This window comes from Candidatus Pantoea soli (assembly GCF_007833795.1).
In the GTDB taxonomy this organism is placed as follows: Bacteria; Pseudomonadota; Gammaproteobacteria; order Enterobacterales; family Enterobacteriaceae; genus Pantoea; species Pantoea soli.
In genome coordinates this window covers 2,936,098-2,954,966 of the sequence record NZ_CP032702.1, presented here as the reverse complement: position 1 = coordinate 2,954,966, position 18,869 = coordinate 2,936,098, and the positions used below count along the sequence as shown (strand labels likewise).

Annotated in this window: 13 protein-coding genes and 3 tRNA genes; 10 read left to right on the top strand and 6 right to left on the bottom strand. The window is 59.2% G+C overall.

The features are described from left to right. Positions 1 to 32: 32 nt before the first annotated feature. From ptrA to recD, 3 genes are read left to right on the top strand one after another with little or no spacing between them, the layout of a single operon-like run. The gene (gene ptrA, locus D8B20_RS13770) at positions 33 to 2,930 is read left to right on the top strand and encodes a pitrilysin (RefSeq protein ID WP_145889385.1); all 2,898 of its coding nucleotides are present in this window, start codon (positions 33 to 35) and stop codon (positions 2,928 to 2,930) included. After that, positions 2,927 to 6,466, top strand: coding sequence for an exodeoxyribonuclease V subunit beta (gene recB, locus D8B20_RS13765; RefSeq protein WP_145889384.1), 3,540 nt, complete (start codon positions 2,927 to 2,929; stop codon positions 6,464 to 6,466). Before ptrA ends, recB begins: the two co-directional genes overlap by 4 nt. Further along, positions 6,463 to 8,307 carry an exodeoxyribonuclease V subunit alpha gene (gene recD, locus D8B20_RS13760; protein ID WP_145889383.1) on the top strand — a complete coding sequence of 615 codons (1,845 nt, stop codon included), beginning with the start codon at positions 6,463 to 6,465 and terminating at the stop codon, positions 8,305 to 8,307. The genes recB and recD overlap by 4 nt, the downstream gene beginning before the upstream one ends. Before the next feature lie 89 nt (positions 8,308 to 8,396). Here the strand turns inward: recD and argA are convergent, their stop codons facing one another. Then, on the bottom strand, positions 8,397 to 9,725 hold the full coding sequence (gene argA / locus D8B20_RS13755; protein ID WP_145889382.1) for an amino-acid N-acetyltransferase: 1,329 nt from the start codon (positions 9,723 to 9,725) through the stop codon (positions 8,397 to 8,399). A gap of 232 nt (positions 9,726 to 9,957) precedes the next feature. Here argA and amiC point away from each other — a divergent pair, with 232 nt between their 5' ends. Beyond that, positions 9,958 to 11,193, top strand: coding sequence for an N-acetylmuramoyl-L-alanine amidase AmiC (gene amiC, locus D8B20_RS13750; RefSeq protein WP_145889381.1), 1,236 nt, complete (start codon positions 9,958 to 9,960; stop codon positions 11,191 to 11,193). A gap of 90 nt (positions 11,194 to 11,283) precedes the next feature. Here amiC and D8B20_RS13745 read toward each other — a convergent pair. The 3 genes from D8B20_RS13745 to D8B20_RS13735 form a co-directional block, all read right to left on the bottom strand. Further along, positions 11,284 to 11,360 (bottom strand) — tRNA-Met (locus D8B20_RS13745). Between the two features lie 52 nt (positions 11,361 to 11,412). Then, positions 11,413 to 11,489, bottom strand: a tRNA-Met gene (locus D8B20_RS13740). Positions 11,490 to 11,542: 53 nt separating this feature from the next. After that, positions 11,543 to 11,619, bottom strand: a tRNA-Met gene (locus D8B20_RS13735). A gap of 204 nt (positions 11,620 to 11,823) precedes the next feature. Here D8B20_RS13735 and mltA point away from each other — a divergent pair. Further along, a complete protein-coding gene (gene mltA / locus D8B20_RS13730) occupies positions 11,824 to 12,972 on the top strand; it encodes a murein transglycosylase A (protein ID WP_145889380.1) in 1,149 nt (382 codons plus the stop codon). Positions 12,973 to 13,032: 60 nt separating this feature from the next. Beyond that, on the top strand, positions 13,033 to 13,839 hold the full coding sequence (gene tcdA, locus D8B20_RS13725) for a tRNA cyclic N6-threonylcarbamoyladenosine(37) synthase TcdA (protein ID WP_145889379.1): 807 nt from the start codon (positions 13,033 to 13,035) through the stop codon (positions 13,837 to 13,839). Here the strand turns inward: tcdA and csdE are convergent. Beyond that, positions 13,827 to 14,279 carry a cysteine desulfurase sulfur acceptor subunit CsdE gene (csdE, locus tag D8B20_RS13720; RefSeq protein ID WP_145889378.1) on the bottom strand — a complete coding sequence of 151 codons (453 nt, stop codon included), beginning with the start codon at positions 14,277 to 14,279 and terminating at the stop codon, positions 13,827 to 13,829. The two genes, tcdA and csdE, sit on opposite strands and share 13 nt — an antisense overlap. A 4-nt stretch (positions 14,280 to 14,283) precedes the next feature. Continuing rightward, complete coding sequence (csdA, locus tag D8B20_RS13715; RefSeq protein WP_145889377.1) at positions 14,284 to 15,489, bottom strand: cysteine desulfurase CsdA; 1,206 nt, start codon at positions 15,487 to 15,489, stop codon at positions 14,284 to 14,286. Between the two features lie 204 nt (positions 15,490 to 15,693). On the opposite strand from csdA, the gene D8B20_RS13710 reads away from it, so the two are divergent. From D8B20_RS13710 to rlmM, 4 genes are all read left to right on the top strand, one after another. Beyond that, positions 15,694 to 15,918: a YgdI/YgdR family lipoprotein gene (locus tag D8B20_RS13710; RefSeq protein WP_010616412.1), complete on the top strand. Its 225-nt coding sequence runs from the start codon at positions 15,694 to 15,696 to the stop codon at positions 15,916 to 15,918. 416 nt (positions 15,919 to 16,334) lie between these two features. After that, a complete protein-coding gene (locus D8B20_RS13705) occupies positions 16,335 to 17,252 on the top strand; it encodes a transcriptional regulator GcvA (protein ID WP_145889376.1) in 918 nt (305 codons plus the stop codon). A gap of 51 nt (positions 17,253 to 17,303) precedes the next feature. After that, positions 17,304 to 17,699 carry a DUF423 domain-containing protein gene (locus D8B20_RS13700; RefSeq protein WP_145889375.1) on the top strand — a complete coding sequence of 132 codons (396 nt, stop codon included), beginning with the start codon at positions 17,304 to 17,306 and terminating at the stop codon, positions 17,697 to 17,699. Next, positions 17,692 to 18,792 carry a 23S rRNA (cytidine(2498)-2'-O)-methyltransferase RlmM gene (gene rlmM, locus D8B20_RS13695; protein WP_145889374.1) on the top strand — a complete coding sequence of 367 codons (1,101 nt, stop codon included), beginning with the start codon at positions 17,692 to 17,694 and terminating at the stop codon, positions 18,790 to 18,792. The genes D8B20_RS13700 and rlmM overlap by 8 nt, the downstream gene beginning before the upstream one ends. Positions 18,793 to 18,869 lie beyond the last annotated feature (77 nt).

The window sequence follows — 18,869 nt, the reverse complement described above, 5'->3', positions numbered from 1 at the left end:
GCCCGCGGTCAGGGTAACAGTAAGGGGTTGAAATGCGGATTTACGCACGCTGGTTAGGCGCGCTGCTGCTGAGCATGCTGGCGCTGAGTGCCTTTGCCGAAGCCGATCGCGGCTGGCAGCCAATTAATGAAACGATTCGTAAAAGCGATCACGATCCGCGCAGTTATCAGGCGATTACGTTAAGCAACGGCATGACAGTGCTGCTGGTTTCCGATGCCGCCGCGCCGAAAGCGCTGGCCGCGCTGACACTGCCTATCGGTTCCCTTGACGATCCTGACGCGCAGCTCGGCCTGGCGCACTATCTGGAACATATGGTCCTGATGGGATCGAAGCGCTATCCGCAGCCGGATAACCTGGCGGAATTCCTGAAAAAGCACGGCGGCAGCCACAATGCCAGTACGGCGTCCTATCGCACGGCATTCTACCTGGAGGTGGAAAACGATGCGCTGCAGCCTGCGGTCGATCGGCTGGCGGATGCGATTGCTGAGCCGCTGCTGGATGCCGTGAACGCTGACCGCGAACGTCATGCTGTCAATGCCGAGCTAACAATGGCGCGTTCGCGCGATGGGCTGCGCATGGCCCAGGTGGGCGCAGAAACCCTGAACCCGGCCCATCCGGGCTCCCGTTACTCCGGGGGCAATCTGGATACCCTGAGTGACAAGCCCGGCAGCCCGCTGCATCAGGCACTGCTGGATTTCTATCATCGTTACTACTCTGCCAACCTGATGAAGGCGGTGATCTACAGCAATAAACCGCTACCGGAAATGGCAGATATTGCCGCACAGACGTTTGGCCGCGTGGCGAATCATCAGGCGAGCGTACCGGATATCCGCGTGCCGGTGGTCACGGACGCGCAGAAAGGCATCATCATTCATTACGTACCCGCGCAGCCACGCAAACAGCTAAAAATTGAGTTTCGGATTGCCAATAACAGCGATCGGTTTCGCAGCAAAACCGATACGTTAATCAGCTACATTCTGGGCAATCGCAGCAAAAATACCCTCAATGACTGGCTGCAGAAACAGGGGCTGGCAGACGGCGTCAACGCCGGGGCCGATCCGGTGACCGAGCGAAATACCGGTGTGTTTGCTATCTCCGTTTCGCTGACAGATAAAGGCCTGGCGCAGCGCGACCAGGTGGTGGCAGCGGTGTTCAGCTATCTGGATATGCTGCGCAGTAAAGGCATCGACAAAGCCTATTTTGACGAAGTCTCGCACGTGCTGGCGCTGGATTTCCGCTATCCGTCAATCACGCGCGACATGGATTACATTGAGTGGCTGGTGGATACCATGCTGCGCGTGCCGGTTGAGCATACGCTGGACGCGCCTTACGTGGCCGATCAGTTTGACCCGGCCGCTATCAGGGCGCGGCTGGATGAGATGACACCGCAAAATGCCCGTCTGTGGTACATCAGCCCACAGGAGCCGCATAACAAACAGGCCTATTTTGTGGATGCGCCCTATCAGGTGGATAAAATCAGCGAGGCGCAGTTCAGCGACTGGCAAACGCGCGCAGCGCAAATCCCGCTTTCGCTGCCGGCGCTTAACCCGTACATCCCTTCTGATTTCTCGATCATGCCCGGGGATGGCAAACAGTACGATCACCCGGTAGCCCTGACCAGCGGCGACAGCATGCGGATTTACTGGATGCCGAGCCAGTATTATGCCCGTGAACCGAAAGCGGCTATCACGCTGGCCTTACGCAATAAAATGGCGATCGGCGATGCGCGCCAGCAGGTACTGTTTGGGCTCAACGATTACCTCTCCAGCCTGGCGCTGGATGAGCTGAATTCGCAGGCGTCGGTCGGCGGCATCAGCTTTTCTACCGGCGAGGACGACGGCATTGTCTTTAACGCCAGCGGCTTTACCCAGCGTCTGCCGGAGCTGCTGAAAAAACTGGTCGAAGGCTATGCCACCTTCCAGCCCGATGAGGAGCAGCTGGCGCAGGCGAAATCCTGGTATCTTGACCGGCTGGAAGCGGCTGACAAAGGTAAAGCCTTTGAACAGGCGATTCAGCCGATGCAGATGGTTTCGCAGCTGCCCTATACGCAGCGCGAGGTGCGGCGCAGGCTGGTCAGCACCATCACGCTGAAAGAGGTGACCGATTACCGTGATGCCCTGCTGCGCCACGCCACGCCGGAAATGATGGTGGTGGGCAACCTGCCGGCCGATCGCGTAAAACAACTGGGTAATGAACTGCAGCAGCAGCTGCAGAGCGATGGCCACGGCTACTGGCACAGCGATTATGTGGTGGTGGATAAAACCAGCAAAGCCGATCTGCAGAAAAGCGGCAGCAGCACCGACTCCGCCCTGGCCGCACTCTATGTGCCGCTGGGCTACAGCGAATATCAGAGCATGGCTAACAGCTCACTGCTGAGCCAGATTGTTCAGCCGTGGTTCTATAACCAGCTGCGCACCGAAGAGCAGCTGGGTTATGCGGTTTTCGCCTGGCAGATGCCGATTGGCCGCCAGTGGGGCATTGGTTTCCTGCTGCAAAGCAACAGCAAGTCGCCTGCCTATCTGCTGCAGCGCTTCCAGGCCTTCTATCCGCAGGCCGAACAGCGACTGCGCAGCATGAAGCCGGCAGATTTTGCCCAGTACCAGCAGGCGATGATTAACGATCTCAGGCAGCGGCCGCAGACGCTGGAAGAAGAGGCGAATCGCTTTAACCGCGACTTCAACCGGCAGAATTTTGCGTTTGATACGCGGGAAAAAGCGATTGCGCAGATTCAGCAGCTGACGCCAGTCAGCCTCGCGGACTTTTTCCGCAAAGCGGTGCTGGAACAGCAGGGTATGACCATGATTTCGCAGATTGGCGGCAGCCAGGATGGCAGCGGCAACGCAGCCTATGCTCCGCTGCCGGGCTTCACCCGCTGGGATGAAGTCTCCCGGCTGCAGCAGTCTTTGTCCGTACAGAGTGATAAACCATGAGTCAGCATACTGAATCGCTCAATCCGCTGACGCTGCCGCTGCGCGGCGAGCGGCTGATTGAGGCTTCAGCCGGAACCGGCAAGACCTTTACCATTGGTCTGCTCTATTTACGTCTGCTGCTTGGGCTGGGCGGGGAAAATGCTTTCCCGCGTCCGCTGTCAGTGGAAGAGATTCTGGTGGTGACCTTCACCGAAGCCGCCACAGCGGAACTGCGCGGCCGCATTCGTGAAAATATCCATGAACTGCGGCTGACCTGCCTGCGCGGCAGCAGCAGTAACCCGATGCTGATGCAGCTGCTGCAGGAGATCGCGCAGCCCGCGGAAGCCGCTTCGCTGCTGCTGGCCGCTGAGCGCCAGATGGACGAGGCGGCGATCTTTACCATTCATGGCTTCTGTCAGCGCATGCTTAACCTCAATGCGTTTGAATCCGGCATGCTGTTTGAGCAGCAGCTGATTGAGGATGAGCAGCATCTGCTGCGTCAGGCTACGGCCGATTTCTGGCGACGCCACTGCTATCCGCTGACGCTGGAGATCGCCCGGGTCATCGTTGATGAATGGTCCGGTCCGGAGCAGCTGCTGACAACGCTGCGTCCGTGGCTGCAGGGCGAAGCCCCGAAGCTGCGCCTGCCGCCCGCTGACAGCGAAACCCTGACCAGCCGCCACGAGCAGAACATGGCGCGCATCGCCGCCATAAAAAAGCAGTGGCTGGCGCTGGGGAACGACGTGCAGGGGCTGATCGGGCAATCGGATGTCGACAAGCGCAGCTACAGCAGTAAAAACCTGCCGGCGTGGGTGAGCAAAATCACGCAGTGGGCGCAAAGTGAAACGCGGGATTATCAGGTTCCGCCCGAACTGGCGCGCTTTGGTCAGCGGGTGCTGTATGAAAAAACCAAAAAGGGAACGGCGCCGGCGCATGCGCTGTTTGCCGCGATTGATGATTTTCTTTCCCAACCGCTCTCTATCCGCGATGTGGTGATTGCGCGCGCGTTGATCGAAGTGCGCAATGCGGTACGCCGCGAGAAGCGGCTGCAGGCGCTGCTGGGCTTTGATGACCTGCTCAGCCGGCTGGACGATGCGCTGCAGCAGTCTGGCGGCGAGCAGCTGGCGCAGGCCATTCGCCAGCGTTATCCGGTTGCGCTGATCGATGAGTTTCAGGATACCGATCCGCTGCAGTACCGTATTTTCCGCACGCTTTATATGCATCAGCCCGAACACGCGCTGCTGCTGATTGGTGACCCGAAACAGGCAATCTACGCCTTCCGCGGCGCGGACATTTTTACCTATATCCGCGCGCGCAGCGAAATCCACGCGCACTATACGCTGGATACTAACTGGCGCTCGTCACCGGCCATGGTGGAAGGCGTTAACCAGCTGTTTATGCGGCTGCCGTCGCCGTTTCTGTTTGCTGATATTCCGTTTCTGCCGGTGCAGTTTGCCCCGCCTAATCAGTCGCTCTCATTGCAGCTGGACGGGCAGCAGCAGGCGGCGCTGCGCTTCTGGCTGCAGCCCGGCGCAGGGTACAGCGTGGGTGAATATCAGCAGCAGATGGCGAAGCAGTGCGCGGCAGATATCAGCCGCTGGCTGCAGGCCGGACAGCAGCATCAGGCTTTGCTGGGAAAAGCCCCGGCGCTGCGACCGGTGCAGGCTTCCGATATCACCGTGCTGGTGCGCAGCCGTAACGAAGCCAACCTGATTCGTGAAGCGCTGAATCAGCGGGGGATTCCCTCGGTCTATCTCTCTAACCGCGACAGCGTCTATACCACGCCGGAAGCGCGCGAACTGCTGTGGTTGCTGCAGGCGGTGCTGGCGCCGGAGCAGGAGCGCATGCTGCGCACCGCGCTGGCGACCTCGCTGTTTGCCTTTGATGCCGCGCAGCTGGACGCCCTGGATCAGGACGCGCGCGGCTGGGATACGCTGGTGGATACCTTCGCCCGCTGGCAGCAGATCTGGCATCAGCGCGGCGTACTGCCGATGCTGCGCGAACTGATGCTGGAACGGCAGCTGGCAGAGAATATGCTGGCCTCGGAAAACGGCGAGCGCCGCTTAACCGATCTGCTGCACCTCGGCGAGCTGCTGCAGGCCGCGTCGGCGCAGCTGGACAGTCCGCATGCGCTGGTACGTTACCTCGCGCAGCAGATAGCACGGCCGGACAGTCAGTCCGCCAGCCAGCAGCTGCGGCTGGAGAGCGATCGCCATCTGGTGCAGATCGTCACTATCCACAAATCCAAAGGCTTGCAGTATCCGCTGGTGTGGCTGCCGTTTGCTGCCGGTTTCCGTGAGGCTGACATCGCCCTTTATCACGATCGCGAAGATTATGCCGCGGTGCTGGATCTGCAGAATGACGAGGAGAGCCTGGCGCTGGCCGAGCAGGAGCGGCTGGCGGAGGATTTACGTCTGTTGTATGTCGCGCTGACCCGTTCGGTTTATCACTGCAGCGTGGGCGTTGCGCCACTGTTTCGCGGCACACGTAAAAAAGAGGGCGAAAGCGACCTGCACAAAAGCGCGCTGGGTTTTCTGCTGCAGCGGGGCGAGGCCGCCAGTGCCGATCAGCTTGCGGCGCTGCTTAACGGCCTTGACGTAGCGGGCACCGAGGTGGTGCTGGCGCAGACGCCGGAGAGCAGCCGCTGGCAGGAGCCGCGCCAGGAGGATACCGCGCTCAGTGCCCGCAGCGTAACGCGCGCGCTCGCCGAATCCTGGCGGGTGACCAGTTATTCGGGGCTGCAGCAGCACAGCAGCCATCGTCTGCTCGACGTGATGCCCGGTTTTGATGTCGACGCGGCGGGGGAAGAGCAGCAGGCTGAGGTAGCGGAACCCGCACTGACGCCGCACCACTTCCCGCGCGGTGCCGCGCCGGGCACCTTTCTGCATGAGCTGTTTGAATCGCTTGATTTTACCCGCCCGCCTGCGGCAGAAAAACTGGCGCAGCAACTGCAGCAAAACGGCTATCCGCTGCACTGGCAGCCGGTGTTAAGTGACTGGATTGCCCGCGTGGTCAGCACGCCGCTCAACGCGCAGGGCCTGCAGCTCAGCCAGGTACAGACGCGCGACTGCCTGGTGGAAATGGGCTTCTATTTGCCGATAGAGGGGATGCTGACTGCGTCCGCGCTGGATGCACTGATGCGCCAGGATGCATTATCGCGTCAGGCGCCGCCGCTGGATTTCCGCCAGGTGCAGGGGATGCTCAAAGGCTTTATCGACCTGGTGTTTCGCTGGCAGGGCAAATATTATCTGCTGGATTACAAATCTAACTGGCTGGGCGAACATCATGAGGCTTACACGCCGCAGGCGATGGCGCAGGCGATGATCGACCACCGTTACGATTTGCAGTATCAGCTCTACACGCTGGCGCTGCACCGTTATCTGCAGCACCGCGTGGCTGATTACGATTACGATCGGCACTTTGGCGGTGTGTTCTATCTGTTCCTGCGCGGCATGGACGGCAGTTCACCCGCCAATGGGGTTTTTCATACCCGTCCTGATTTCGGGTTTGTTTCACAATTAGATCGCCTGTTTCGCGGGCAGGGAGCAACAGCATGAGCCCTATCAGCACGCTATTAGAGCAGGCCGTGTCGCTGCGTTTACTGCGCGCGCTGGATATGCAGTTCGCCCGGCTGCTGGCTGATGACGAGCGGCCGGCCCATATGCTGGCGGCCGCGTGTCTCAGCGCGGAAGCCGGGGACGGACACGTCTGTCTGCCGCTGTCACAGCTGACGCGGGAAAATTTATTCAATGGTCGTCATCCGGAACTGGCCCACGCCCTGTGGCAGGCTGCCGGGGAACCCCGGCACTGGCCAACGCTGCTGGCTGACTGGCAGGCGCTGAGCGCCACTGACCGCCCGGCACCGGTGGTGCTGAGCGGCGATCGCCTCTATCTGCATCGCCTGTGGCACCACGAAGGGCACGTCGCGCGCTTCTTCCAGGCGCAGGCCGCGCCGCAGCAGTTTGCACCGGCGCAGGTGCGCGCGGTGCTGGACGCGCTGTTTGGTTCGCAGCCGGAAGACTGGCAGAAAATTGCGGCTGCCGTGGCGCTGACGCAGAAAACGGCGGTGATCTCCGGTGGACCGGGCACCGGCAAAACTACCACAGTCGCCCGATTGCTGGCCGCGCTTATCCGCTTAAGTGAAGGCGCGTTGCGCATCCAGCTTGCCGCGCCAACCGGCAAAGCCGCCGCACGGCTGACGGAGTCGCTGGGCAAAGCGCTACAGGCGCTGCCGGTCAGCGAGCCGGAACGGCAGCGCTTTCCCACCGAAGCCACCACGCTGCACCGTTTGCTGGGCGCGCAGCCGGAGACGCAGCGCCTGCGCTACCATGCAAATAATCCGCTGCACCTGGATGTGCTGGTGGTCGATGAAGCCTCTATGGTGGATCTGGGGATGATGGCCAATCTGATTGCCGCGCTGCCACCGCAGGCGCGGGTGATTTTTCTTGGCGATCGCGATCAGCTGGCGTCCGTAGAAGCCGGGGCGGTACTGGGGGATATCTGTCGCTGCGCCGAAGCGGGTTACAGCCCGGTACGCGCCACGCAGCTGACCGTGCTGACCGGCTGTGAGATTGCCGGCCGGGATGATGACGTGGCGCCGCCGGTGCGCGATGCCATCTGTCTGCTGCGCAAAAGCTATCGTTTCTCCGAACATTCCGGTATCGGACAGCTTGCGGCAGCGGTGAACGCCGGTGATGCGCGGGCCGTTGAGGCCGCATTTAGTGGCGGCTTCGATGACATTGACCGCCAGCCGCTGAACAGTGCGGAAGCCTACCAGTCCATGCTGACGCAGATTGCCGAAGGCTACCGGCCTTTTTTGCAGCGCATTGCCGAACGGGCCGAACCGGCGGCAATCATTGCGGAATTTGGCCGCTATCAGCTGCTGTGCGCACTGCGTGAAGGGCCGTTTGGCGTGCAGGGGCTGAATCAGCGAATTGAGCAGAAGCTGATGCAGCTGCAGCTGATTCGCCGGCCTGCGGGCGGCAGTCGCTGGTATCAGGGGCGGCCGGTGATGATCACCCGCAACGACAGCGCGCTCGGGCTGTTTAACGGTGATATCGGCATCACGCTGCCGGACAGTGAAGGGTTGCTGAAAGTGTTCTTCCCGCTGCCGGACGGCACCATCAAGGCAGTGCAGCCCAGCCGGTTGCCGGCGCATGAAACCGCCTGGGCGATGACGGTACACAAATCGCAGGGGTCTGAGTTTGATCACACCGCGCTGGTGATGCCGGCACAGTTTCTGCCGGTGCTGACGCGCGAGCTGATCTATACCGCCATTACCCGGGCACGGCGTCAGCTGACGCTCTACAGCGATGAGAATGTGTTTCGCCGCGCGGTACAGCTGCGTACCCAGCGTCGCAGCGGGTTGCTCGATCGGCTGGGTCGCGGCGGGCAATAAGCCACGGCGCAAAACCCCGCTGGCGCCTGCAGCGCCTGCGCACCTCAGGCGGTCACGCGGGCGGTGCGGACGCCGCGGCGCGGTACCCGCTAGCGCAAATCTGCCATCAGCACTTTGGAGCGGCGCTGATAGTTGTACATCTGCTTTTTACTCTCCGGCAGGGATTCAATGTCTACCGGCGTAAAGCCGCGCTCCTGGAACCAGTGGATGCTGCGCGTGGTCAGCACGAACAGCTTCTTCAGCCCCATCTGGCGCGCCTGCAGCGCCACGCGCTCCAGCAGCAGTTCACCGCGTGAGGAGCTGCGGTAGTCCGGATGCACGGCAACACAGGCCATTTCACCAATCTGTTCATCCGGGAACGGATAGAGTGCGGCGCAGGCGATAGTCATGTTATCGCGTTGGATAATCGTGAACTTATCGATCTCCATTTCCAGCTGCTCGCGTGAGCGACGCACCAGAATACCCTGCTGCTCCAGCGGGCGGATCAGCTCAAGGATACCGCCGATATCATTGATATTGGCGCGGCGAATCTGCTCTGCGGATTCCATGACGATCTGAGTACCGATGCCGTCACGGGAAAACAGCTCCTGCAGCAGCGCGCCATCTTCCTGATAGCTGATCAGGTGGCTGCGACGCACGCCGCTACGGCAGGCTTTTACCGCGCCGCGCAGGAAGCGCACCGTGCCGGACAGGAAATCGCCGTCGCTTTCCATCTCATCAATGCGCGCCTGCGCCTCATTAGGAAACAGCTCGGAAATGATAGTGCCTTCCCGGTCAGTGACGCCCTGCTCGGAGCAGAAGCCAATCATCTTTTCCGCTTTCAGCTTAATCGCCAGCTGGGTGGCAACCTCTTCTGAGGTCAGATTAAAGCTCTCACCGGTGACCGAAACCGCCACCGGGCCGAGCAGCACAATAGCATCGTTATCCAGCTGGCGATGAATCGCCGCTTCATCGATACGGCGGATACGGCCGCTGTGGCAGTAATCAACGCCATCATCCACGCCCAGCGGCTGCGCGATAATAAAGTTACCGCTGACCACATTAATATGCGCGCCCTGCAGTGGTGTGTTGTTGAGGCTCATCGACAGGCGTGCCGTGATATCCAGCTGCAAACGGCCGGCGGCCTGCTTGACCAACTCCAGCGACTGCGCATCGGTGACGCGGGTATGCTTATGGTACACCGGCTCCAGCTGCTGCTGGGCCAGGCTGGCGTCGATCTGCGGGCGGGCACCGTACACCACCACCAGCCGGATACCCAGGCTATGCAACAGGCCGATATCGTTCACGATACTGGAGAAATTTTCATGCTCGATGGCTTCGCCACCCAGCATGATGACAAATGTCTTGTCACGGTGGGCATTAATATAGGGAACGGTGTGGCGAAAACCCTGAACCAGTTCGGTACTGCGTTCCTTCACGGCAAAACCCCTGTGAATGATTATTCGTAATTTGTGTATTTTTATGCTGTTTCGCCGTTTATTGCAAGCACCGGGCCTGACGTTACTTTACGATTTTCCTGATGCAAGCTGCGCTAACAGACTGCATTATCTGGGTTTTCCGGCAAGACAAGACATTCCTTACTGAATAAAGTTTTCGCCTTCTGGTCATTAACTGACGATATTTTAGACATAAAACAGTAGCTGGAGCGGCATGTCCGAAGCTTTTACCCGTAGACGACTTTTACAGGGCGCTGGCGCCTTATGGCTGCTGAGCGTAACGCGTACCGGGCTGGCAGCCAGTCAGCACATTGTGGCGGTACGTATCTGGCCTTCTTCTACCTATTCACGCGTCACGCTGGAATCAAACGTGCCGCTCAGGTACAAACAGTTCACGCTCAGTCACCCCGAACGGCTGGTGATTGATGTGGAGAACCTGCAGATTAACAGCACGCTCAGAGGTATTGATAAACTGGTGCGCGTGGACGATCCCTGGATCAAAACCGCGCGTGTCGGGCAGTTTGATCCCCATACCGTGCGCATCGTGCTGGAACTGAAGCGCCACGTCGCGCCAAAAACCTTTACCCTTGAGCCGGTGGCCGGATTCCGGCACCGGCTGGTGGTGGATCTCTATCCCAGCCAGCCGACAGCGCAGGATGATCCACTGCTGGCGTTACTGCATGATTACAATCAGGGCGATCTGGAGCGCGATCAGCCCGCCCAGGCGCCGCTGCCTGGCAAAGCGGGGCGCGATCGGCCGATTATCATCATGGTCGATCCAGGACACGGCGGGGAAGACCCCGGCGCGCACGGCAAATACAAAACGCGTGAGAAGGATATCGTGCTGAAGATTGGCCGCTATCTGAAAGCCCTGATTGATAAACAGCCCAACATGAAAGCGTACATGACGCGTAATGAAGATGTGTTCATCCCGCTGCGCGTGCGGGTGGCGAAAGCGCGTAAGCAGCGCGCCGATCTGTTTATCTCTATTCATGCGGATGCCTTTACCAGCCGGGCGGCGCGTGGCTCCTCGGTGTTTGCCCTCTCCACGCGCGGGGCTACCTCCGCCGCTGCCCGTTTTCTGGCGCAGACGCAGAATGAATCCGACCTGATTGGGGGCGTCAGCATGAGCGGCGACCGCTACCTCGATCACACCATGTTTGACATGGTGCAGCGGCAGACCATCAGCGACAGTCTGAAGTTTGGTAAAGAAGTGCTGGCGCGCATGGGGCATATTAACCATCTGCATAAGCGCACGGTGGATCAGGCCGGCTTTGCCGTGCTGAAAGCGCCGGACATCCCGTCGATTCTGGTGGAAACCGCGTTTATCAGTAACGTTGAAGAGGAGCGTAAGCTGCGCACGCCGCGCTATCAGCATCAGGTAGCGGAAGCCATTCTGCATGGCATTAAGGCGTATTTTGAAAAGGGCGGCGTGCTGGCACGACGCTGAGGGCAGGGCGGCAGAGATGCCGCTTTTCCGCAAGCCAGAAACAAAAAAACACCCGTTAAGGTGTTTAGTGTGTTTCTTCAGCAGAAGAAGTGGTTGCGGGGGCCGGATTCGAACCGACGACCTTCGGGTTATGAGCCCGACGAGCTACCAGGCTGCTCCACCCCGCGTCCGTCTGTCGCATTGTGCGACGCTTCACATTGTATTCTTCTTTAAGACAATTGGTTGCGGGGGCCGGATTCGAACCGACGACCTTCGGGTTATGAGCCCGACGAGCTACCAGGCTGCTCCACCCCGCGTCCGTCTGTCGCTTAACGCGACGCTGCATATTGTCTCTTCATTACAGAAGAATTGGTTGCGGGGGCCGGATTTGAACCGACGACCTTCGGGTTATGAGCCCGACGAGCTACCAGGCTGCTCCACCCCGCGTCCGTGGATGCGCACTATACACCTGGCAGAGGCTGATGCAACCCCTTTTTTGCGTTAAAGCCCTAAACAGACAATCAGTTGCTGAATAAATTAACCATCCGGTGATTTATTATACAGATGTGCGCGCGAGGGGCGGAGGCAGATTTCATTCTCTCTGCCCCTTTGCTATCGTCGCCGGGCCAACAATCAGAAAAAGAGAACGTCATGAAAGGACAATGGGCGAAGTATGCACTTACTGGCGCGATTTTCGCGCTGCTGGCGGGTTGCAGCTCGAAGCCGACCGATCGCGGTCAGCAATATATTGATGGCAAGCTGGAGCAGCCGCTCGGGCTGGTCAATGAACCGAACGCCAAAGGTCGTCCGGTGAATGGTCGGGATTTCGGCCTGCAGGTGCAGCAGATTCAGTCCGCCTCGGCGGGCCTGTATGGGCGCCATCTCAGCACCTACAGCGCTATTCAGAACTGGCTGCTTTCCGGTGCCGACACGCGCCAGCTGCGCCAGTTCGGCCTGAACGCCTATCAGATGGAAGGCACGGATAACTACGGGAATGTGCAATTCACCGGCTACTACACGCCGGTAGTGGAAGCGCGCTATACCCGTCAGGGCGAGTTCCAGTACCCGATTTACCGTATGCCGCCGCGTCCGCGCGGGCAGAAGCTGCCCAGCCGCGCCGCCATTTATAACGGCGCTCTGGACGAGCGCTACGTGATTGCGTGGAGCAACTCGCTCATCGATAACTTTATGATGGATGTGCAGGGCAGCGGCTACGTGGATTTCGGTGACGGCCGTCCGCTGCGCTTCTTTGGTTATGGCGGTAAAAATGGCTGGGCCTACCACAGCATCGGCAAAGAGCTGATCGATCGCGGTGAAGTGAAGCGTGAAGACATGTCGATGCAGGCGATTCGCCAGTGGGCGCAGACGCACTCTCCGCAGGAGGTGCGCGAAGTGCTGGAGACCAACCAATCGTTTGTCTTCTTTAAACCGGAAGAGTACGTGCCGGTACGCGGTGCCAGCGCCGTGCCGCTGATTGCCAAAGCGTCTGTGGCTTCTGACCGCTCGCTGATCCCGGCCGGGACCGCGCTGCTGGCCGAAGTGCCGCAGCTGAATGAGAAAGGCAAGTTCAATGGTAAATATGAAATGCGCCTGATGGTGGCGCTGGATGTGGGCGGCGCGATCAAAGGCCAGCACTTTGATATTTATCAGGGCGTGGGGCCGGATGCGGCGCATCTTGCCGGTTTCTATAACCATTATGGTCGCGTCTGGGTGCTGAAAGCCGCGCCGGGAGCCGGCCAGCCGCTGTTCAGCAATCCGCAAAACGGCAATAATGGTTCATTGCTGATCGGGGCGAACTGATACGCTTCCGCGCTGTTTTTTGCTGAGTGCGCAACCGGCGCGCCACATGAAAGGGGTGATATGAAAGGGGTAAGCGATGCCTGGCGGCAGCGTTTTGGCGGCACCGCCCGGTTATACGGGCAGGACGCGCTGCAGCGGTTTGCCGACGCGCATTTCTGCGTGATTGGCATTGGTGGCGTAGGATCGTGGGCGGCAGAGGCGCTGGTACGCACCGGCATCGGCAAAATCACGCTGATTGATATGGACGATGTCTGTATCACCAACACAAACCGGCAGATTCACGCCCTGCAGGGCAACGTGGGGCAGGCCAAAACCGAGGTCATGGCGGCCCGCCTGCGCGCCATTAACCCGGAATGCGAGGTTATCTGTGTTGATGATTTCATTACGCCGGACAACACCGCAGAACTGCTGGCAGGCGGGTTTGATTATGTGATTGATGCCATTGACAGCGTGCGGCCTAAAGCGGCGCTGATCGCCTGGTGCCGCCGCAACAAGATCCCGCTGATTACCACCGGCGGCGCGGGCGGGCAGATTGACCCGACGCAGATTCAGGTCAGCGATCTGGCCCGCACCATTCAGGATCCGCTGGCCGCGAAATTACGCGAGCGGCTGAAAAGTGACTTCGGCGTGGTGAAAAACAGCAAAGGCAAACTGGGGATTGACTGCGTCTTCTCCACCGAGGCGCTGGTTTATCCGCAGCCGGACGGCAGCGTGTGCGCCTCACGCAGCACGGCAGAAGGGCCAAAGCGCATGGATTGTTCTGCCGGTTTTGGCGCAGCCACCATGGTGACTGCCACCTTTGGCTTTGTGGCGGTTTCGCATGCGCTGAAGAAGTTTCTGGCGCGCGCGGCGCGTCAGCCAGCGTAATGGGCGCGGGCCGCGCGCTGTACCGCTGCCGCCAGCGCCTTCAGCCCGCTGCTGCGCGACGCGCTGAGTTGTGCACGCAGTCCTAAGGTGTCAAATAACGCCAGCGGGTCCTGCGCAAGCAGGGCTGCCGGCGTTTTTCCCTCCACCGCGGTCAGCAGTACCGCCAGCAAACCGCGTACAATTCTCCCTTCGCTGTCGCCGTAGAAATGCAGCGTGCCGTCGGGCCGCAGCTGGCTGCTGAGCCAGACGCGGTTTTCGCAACCGCTCAGTTCGTTCTCTGCACTTTTCAGCGCTTCCGGCAGTGCCGGCAGCTGGCGGCTGAGCTGAATCAGCTGGCGGTAGCGATCCTCCCACTGATGAAAATGGGCAAATTTTTCCGTCAGACTGGCTTCGGTGATCAGATCGCCAAACGGATGCGGCGCAAGCAGGGTGGATGTCATTGGTTTACTCACTCAGTAATTCCACGGCATGACGCAGGGCGCGCACCAGCGCGTCGACGTCCTGCAGATTATTATAAGGGGCAAAGGAGGCGCGCAGCGTCCCGCTGACGCCCAGCGCCGCCATCAGCGGCTGGGCGCAGTGCTGTCCGGCGCGCAGGGCAATGCCCTGTTCAGCCAGCAGCGTGACGATATCACTGTGGTGCATGCCTTCAATATCAAACGCCAGCAGACTGGCGTTGCCGCAGCGGAAGCTGCGAAAACCGGGGAGAGTACTCAGCTGCTCTTCTGCCAGGCAGGCGAGCTGCTGGCTCCACAGTTCCGCTTTGCCGGCGTGATGCTGCGCCAGCCACGTCAGTGCGGCGCTCAGGCCCACCACGCCGGCCACGTTCGGCGTGCCCGCTTCAAAGCGCCACGGCACCGGCTGCGGGGTAAATCCGCTGAAATCAACCTGCGTCAGCATTTTGCCGCCGCCCTGCCAGGGTGACATCGCTTCCAGCAGTTCTGCTTTACCGTACAGCACGCCAATACCCATCGGTCCGTAGAGCTTGTGACCGGAAAAGGCGTAAAAATCAATGTCCAGCGCCTGCACGTCCGGCGGGCAGTGCACCACGCCCTGCGCGCCATCCACCATCACTCTGGCACCCACGCTGTGCGCCAGCGCGATGGCCTGAGCCAGATCCGGGCTGCCGCCGGTGACGTTGGACATCTGGCTGACAGCCAGCAGCCGGGTGCGCGCGTTCAGCAACTGCGGCAGCAGTGTGATATCCGGCAGCCGATCGGCACCAATCGGCCACTTAACGACTTTTGCCCCGTGCGCCTGCGCCACCATCAGCCACGGAACCAGGTTCGCGTGATGCTCGGCTTCACTGACAATAATTTCGTCGCCTGGCTGCAGACGCGGAGCCAGCCAGCTGTGCGCCACCAGATTAATGGCCTCGGTTGTGCCACGCGTCCAGACGATTTGCCGATCGTCGGCGGCGTGCAGCCAGCCAGCCACCAGGCTGCGGGCCTGCTCATATTGTTCGGTAAGCGCGCGCGCGGCGGCAAACTGACTGCGGTGCACGGTGCCGGCGCTCAGGCTGTAAAACTGCGCGGTGGCATCAATCACCGCCTGCGGTTTCAGGGTGGTGGCGGCACTGTCGAGATAAACGCCCGCATCGCTCAGCGCGGGAAACTGCTGGCGAAAATCACCAGGAGAGAAAAGGGTCATACTCTGCTCACTTTCTGAAGGTTAGGACCAGGCTGAAAGCCGGTCCGCTGCTGGCAAAGCTGCAAAAGCGCGTTAAGCTAATTATTGCAAGGTTTGAACCGAAACCCGCATAACGTATCGACCTTTTTCGTCGGACGTGCTGTTTGCTGCCATAGCCGGCGCACGCGGGTGGTTTAATGCAATCAATCTGCAAGGAGATAGAAGATGAATAAACTCGCCGCAGTGCTGGCCGTGTGCACCATGGCCTTTACCCTGGCCGCCTGTTCCAGCAACTACGTGATGCATACCAATGATGGTCGTACCATTGTTGCGGACGGCAAGCCAAAAGTTGACGATGAAACCGGTATGATCAGCTATAAAGATGCCAATGGCAACGAGCAGCAGATTAACCGTTCGGATGTGAAAGAAATGGTGGAGATGGGGCAGTAAGCCTCAGGCAATATTCTGCGGGCAAGGTGAACCGTCGCGCTGACGGGCCGCCGGGGGAGCCGGAGAAGGCACAGGGATGTGCTGCAGCAAAAAAAAAGCACCGCAATTTGCGGTGCTATTTAAAATCACTATGGACAGACAGGGTAAATCTACAGGAATTAAAAGCTTGATCTGCAAAGTTCAGATCAAAATGCAAACACAACATCACGACCACAAGCCAAAAGCTTTCCAAAAGTCTGCGATCTCACGCACGTTTCCAGAAAACTTTTCGTTCCGGCTCAGGAAGTGCGGCAACTATAGGTATTTGCTGGAGCTTCCTCAACGGACAAATTATAATGTCTCGGATTAAAAAAACTAATACGTAACGACTTTGTATAAGTCAAAGTTTTACACTATGAATCCGGATACGGAAAACCATGTCTAAACGCCTTCCGCCGCTTAATGCTTTACGTGTTTTTGATGCTGCGGCCCGCCATTTAAGCTTTACCAAAGCTGCCGAAGAGCTGTTTGTTACCCAGGCCGCTGTCAGCCATCAGATTAAATCCCTGGAAGATTTTCTCGGTCTTAAGCTGTTTCGCCGGCGGAATCGTTCGCTTTTGCTGACAGAAGAAGGACAAAGTTATTATCTGGATATCAAAGAGATCTTCTCTGCGCTTAACGACGCCACGCGCAAACTGCAGGCGCGCAGTGCCAAGGGGGCGCTGACGGTCAGCCTGCTGCCCAGCTTCGCCATTCAGTGGCTGGTTCCGCGTCTCTCCAGCTTTAATCTGGCTTATCCGGGGATTGATGTGCGTATCCAGGCAGTAGACCGTGACGAAGAGAAGCTGGCTGACGATGTTGATGTGGCCATTTTCTACGGGCGCGGCAACTGGCCGGGACTGCGCGTGGAAAAACTGTACGCCGAATATCTGCTGCCGGTGTGCTCGCCGCTGCTGCTCACCGGCGACCATCCGCTGAAATCACCGGCTGACCTTGCCCACTTTACGCTGCTGCATGACGCGTCGCGCCGTGACTGGCAATCCTATATCCGTCAGTTAGGTTTGCAGCACATTAACGTTCAGCAGGGGCCGATTTTCAGTCACAGCGCGATGGTGCTGCAGGCCGCCATTCATGGCCAGGGCGTGGCGCTGGCCAACAACGTGATGGCGCAGAGTGAAATCGAAGCCGGCAGGCTGGTCTGTCCGTTTAACGATGTGCTGGTGAGTAAAAATGCTTTTTATCTGGTTTGTCATGACAGCCAGGCAGAACTGGGTAAAATAGCCGCCTTTCGCCAGTGGATTCTGGAAAAAGCCGCAGCTGAACAAGAAAAATTCCATTTTCGCTACGACCACTAATGCACTGCTTACCGCACAGTGATGCGCGGTTTCACCATGAGGATTAATGACATGTCCAGTCGTGCCATGTTTGTGTTTGCCGCGATCAGCGGCTTTTTGCTGGTAGCATGGGGGGCGTTTGGCGCACACGTGCTGAGCAAATCCCTTGGCCAGCCGGAAATGGCGTGGATCCATACCGGGCTGGAATACCAGGCGTATCATACCCTGGCCGTGATTGGCCTCGGCGCTGCCATGCTGCGCCGCGCCAATATCTGGTTCTACTGGAGCAGCGCGGCGATGGCGCTGGGTACCGTACTTTTCAGCGGCAGTCTCTATTGTCTGGCGCTGTCACACCTGACGTTCTGGGTGTTCGTTACGCCGGTCGGTGGCTTATGCTTCCTGACGGGCTGGTTTTTGATGTTGATTGGCGCACTGCGTCTGAAACGAAAGGCAGATCGCCATGAATAAAGTTTTACTCTATTGCCGTCCCGGATTTGAAAAAGAGTGCGCGGCGGAGATTAGCGCGAAAGCGGCAGAGCGCGAAATCTACGGCTTCCCGCGCGTCAAAGAAGAATCCGGTTATGTCCTGTTTGAGTGCTATCAGCCGGAAGATGCTGAGAAGCTGATGCGAACGCTGCCGTTTGCTGAACTGATTTTTGCCCGTCAGATGCTGGTGGTAGGTGAACTACTGCGCGATCTGCCGCCGGAAGATCGTATTACGCCGATTACCGGCATGCTGACAGGCGTGGTGGAAAAAGGCGGTGAGCTGCGCGTGGAAGTGCCGGACACCAATGAAGCCAAAGAGCTGACAAAATTCTGCCGCAAGCTGACGGTGCCGCTGCGCGCCAGCCTGCGCGCCAGCAACATTTTGCTGAACTACGAAAGCCCGAAGCGGCCGGTGGTACATGTCTTCTTTATTGCGCCAGGTACCTGCTATGTCGGCTACTCCCTGCCAGAGAACAATTCGCCTTTCTACATGGGGATTCCGCGCCTGAAGTTTCCGGCTGACGCTCCAAGCCGCTCAACGCTCAAGCTGGAAGAGGCGTTCCACGTGTTTGTGCCTGCCGATGAGTGGGATGAACGTCTGGCCAGCGGCATGTACGCGGTGGATCTTGGTGCCTGTCCTGGCGGCTGGACCTACCAGCTGGTGAAACGCAGCATGTGGGTCTACGCCGTGGATAACGGCCCGATGGCACCGAGCCTGATGGACACCGGGCAGGTTACACATTGTCGTGAGGATGGCTTTAAATTCCGTCCGCCGCGCACCAACATCAGCTGGCTGGTGTGCGATATGGTGGAAAAACCGGTGCGCGTTGCCAGCCTGATGACCGAATGGCTGGTAAACGGCTGGTGCCGTGAGGCGATCTTCAACCTCAAACTGCCGATGAAAAAACGCTATGAAGAAGTCACCGCCAATCTGGCGATGATGGACGCGGCGCTGAAAGAAAAGGGCATCAACGCCCAGATCCAGGCACGCCAGCTGTATCACGACCGCGAAGAGATCACCGTCCATGTGCGCAGGATCTGGGCGGCGGTGGGCGGACGACGCGACGAACGCTAATCCTGCTTCATCCTTTGCACGACAGCGGCACTGGCTGCGTTTGCCCGCCCCGGTGACATACTGATGTATGCCCCCGG

What these genes read in the sequence shown, in the direction of transcription:
- ptrA (WP_145889385.1), top strand. Translation starts at nt 33, where the DNA reads ATGCGGATTTACGCACGCTGGTTAGGCGCGCTGCTGCTGAGCATGCTG.
- recB (WP_145889384.1), top strand. Translation starts at nt 2,927, where the DNA reads ATGAGTCAGCATACTGAATCGCTCAATCCGCTGACGCTGCCGCTGCGC.
- recD (WP_145889383.1), top strand. Translation starts at nt 6,463, where the DNA reads ATGAGCCCTATCAGCACGCTATTAGAGCAGGCCGTGTCGCTGCGTTTA.
- amiC (WP_145889381.1), top strand. Translation starts at nt 9,958, where the DNA reads ATGTCCGAAGCTTTTACCCGTAGACGACTTTTACAGGGCGCTGGCGCC.
- mltA (WP_145889380.1), top strand. Translation starts at nt 11,824, where the DNA reads ATGAAAGGACAATGGGCGAAGTATGCACTTACTGGCGCGATTTTCGCG.
- tcdA (WP_145889379.1), top strand. Translation starts at nt 13,033, where the DNA reads ATGAAAGGGGTAAGCGATGCCTGGCGGCAGCGTTTTGGCGGCACCGCC.
- csdE (WP_145889378.1), bottom strand. Translation starts at nt 14,279, where the DNA reads ATGACATCCACCCTGCTTGCGCCGCATCCGTTTGGCGATCTGATCACC.
- csdA (WP_145889377.1), bottom strand. Translation starts at nt 15,489, where the DNA reads ATGACCCTTTTCTCTCCTGGTGATTTTCGCCAGCAGTTTCCCGCGCTG.
- D8B20_RS13710 (WP_010616412.1), top strand. Translation starts at nt 15,694, where the DNA reads ATGAATAAACTCGCCGCAGTGCTGGCCGTGTGCACCATGGCCTTTACC.
- D8B20_RS13705 (WP_145889376.1), top strand. Translation starts at nt 16,335, where the DNA reads ATGTCTAAACGCCTTCCGCCGCTTAATGCTTTACGTGTTTTTGATGCT.
- D8B20_RS13700 (WP_145889375.1), top strand. Translation starts at nt 17,304, where the DNA reads ATGTCCAGTCGTGCCATGTTTGTGTTTGCCGCGATCAGCGGCTTTTTG.
- rlmM (WP_145889374.1), top strand. Translation starts at nt 17,692, where the DNA reads ATGAATAAAGTTTTACTCTATTGCCGTCCCGGATTTGAAAAAGAGTGC.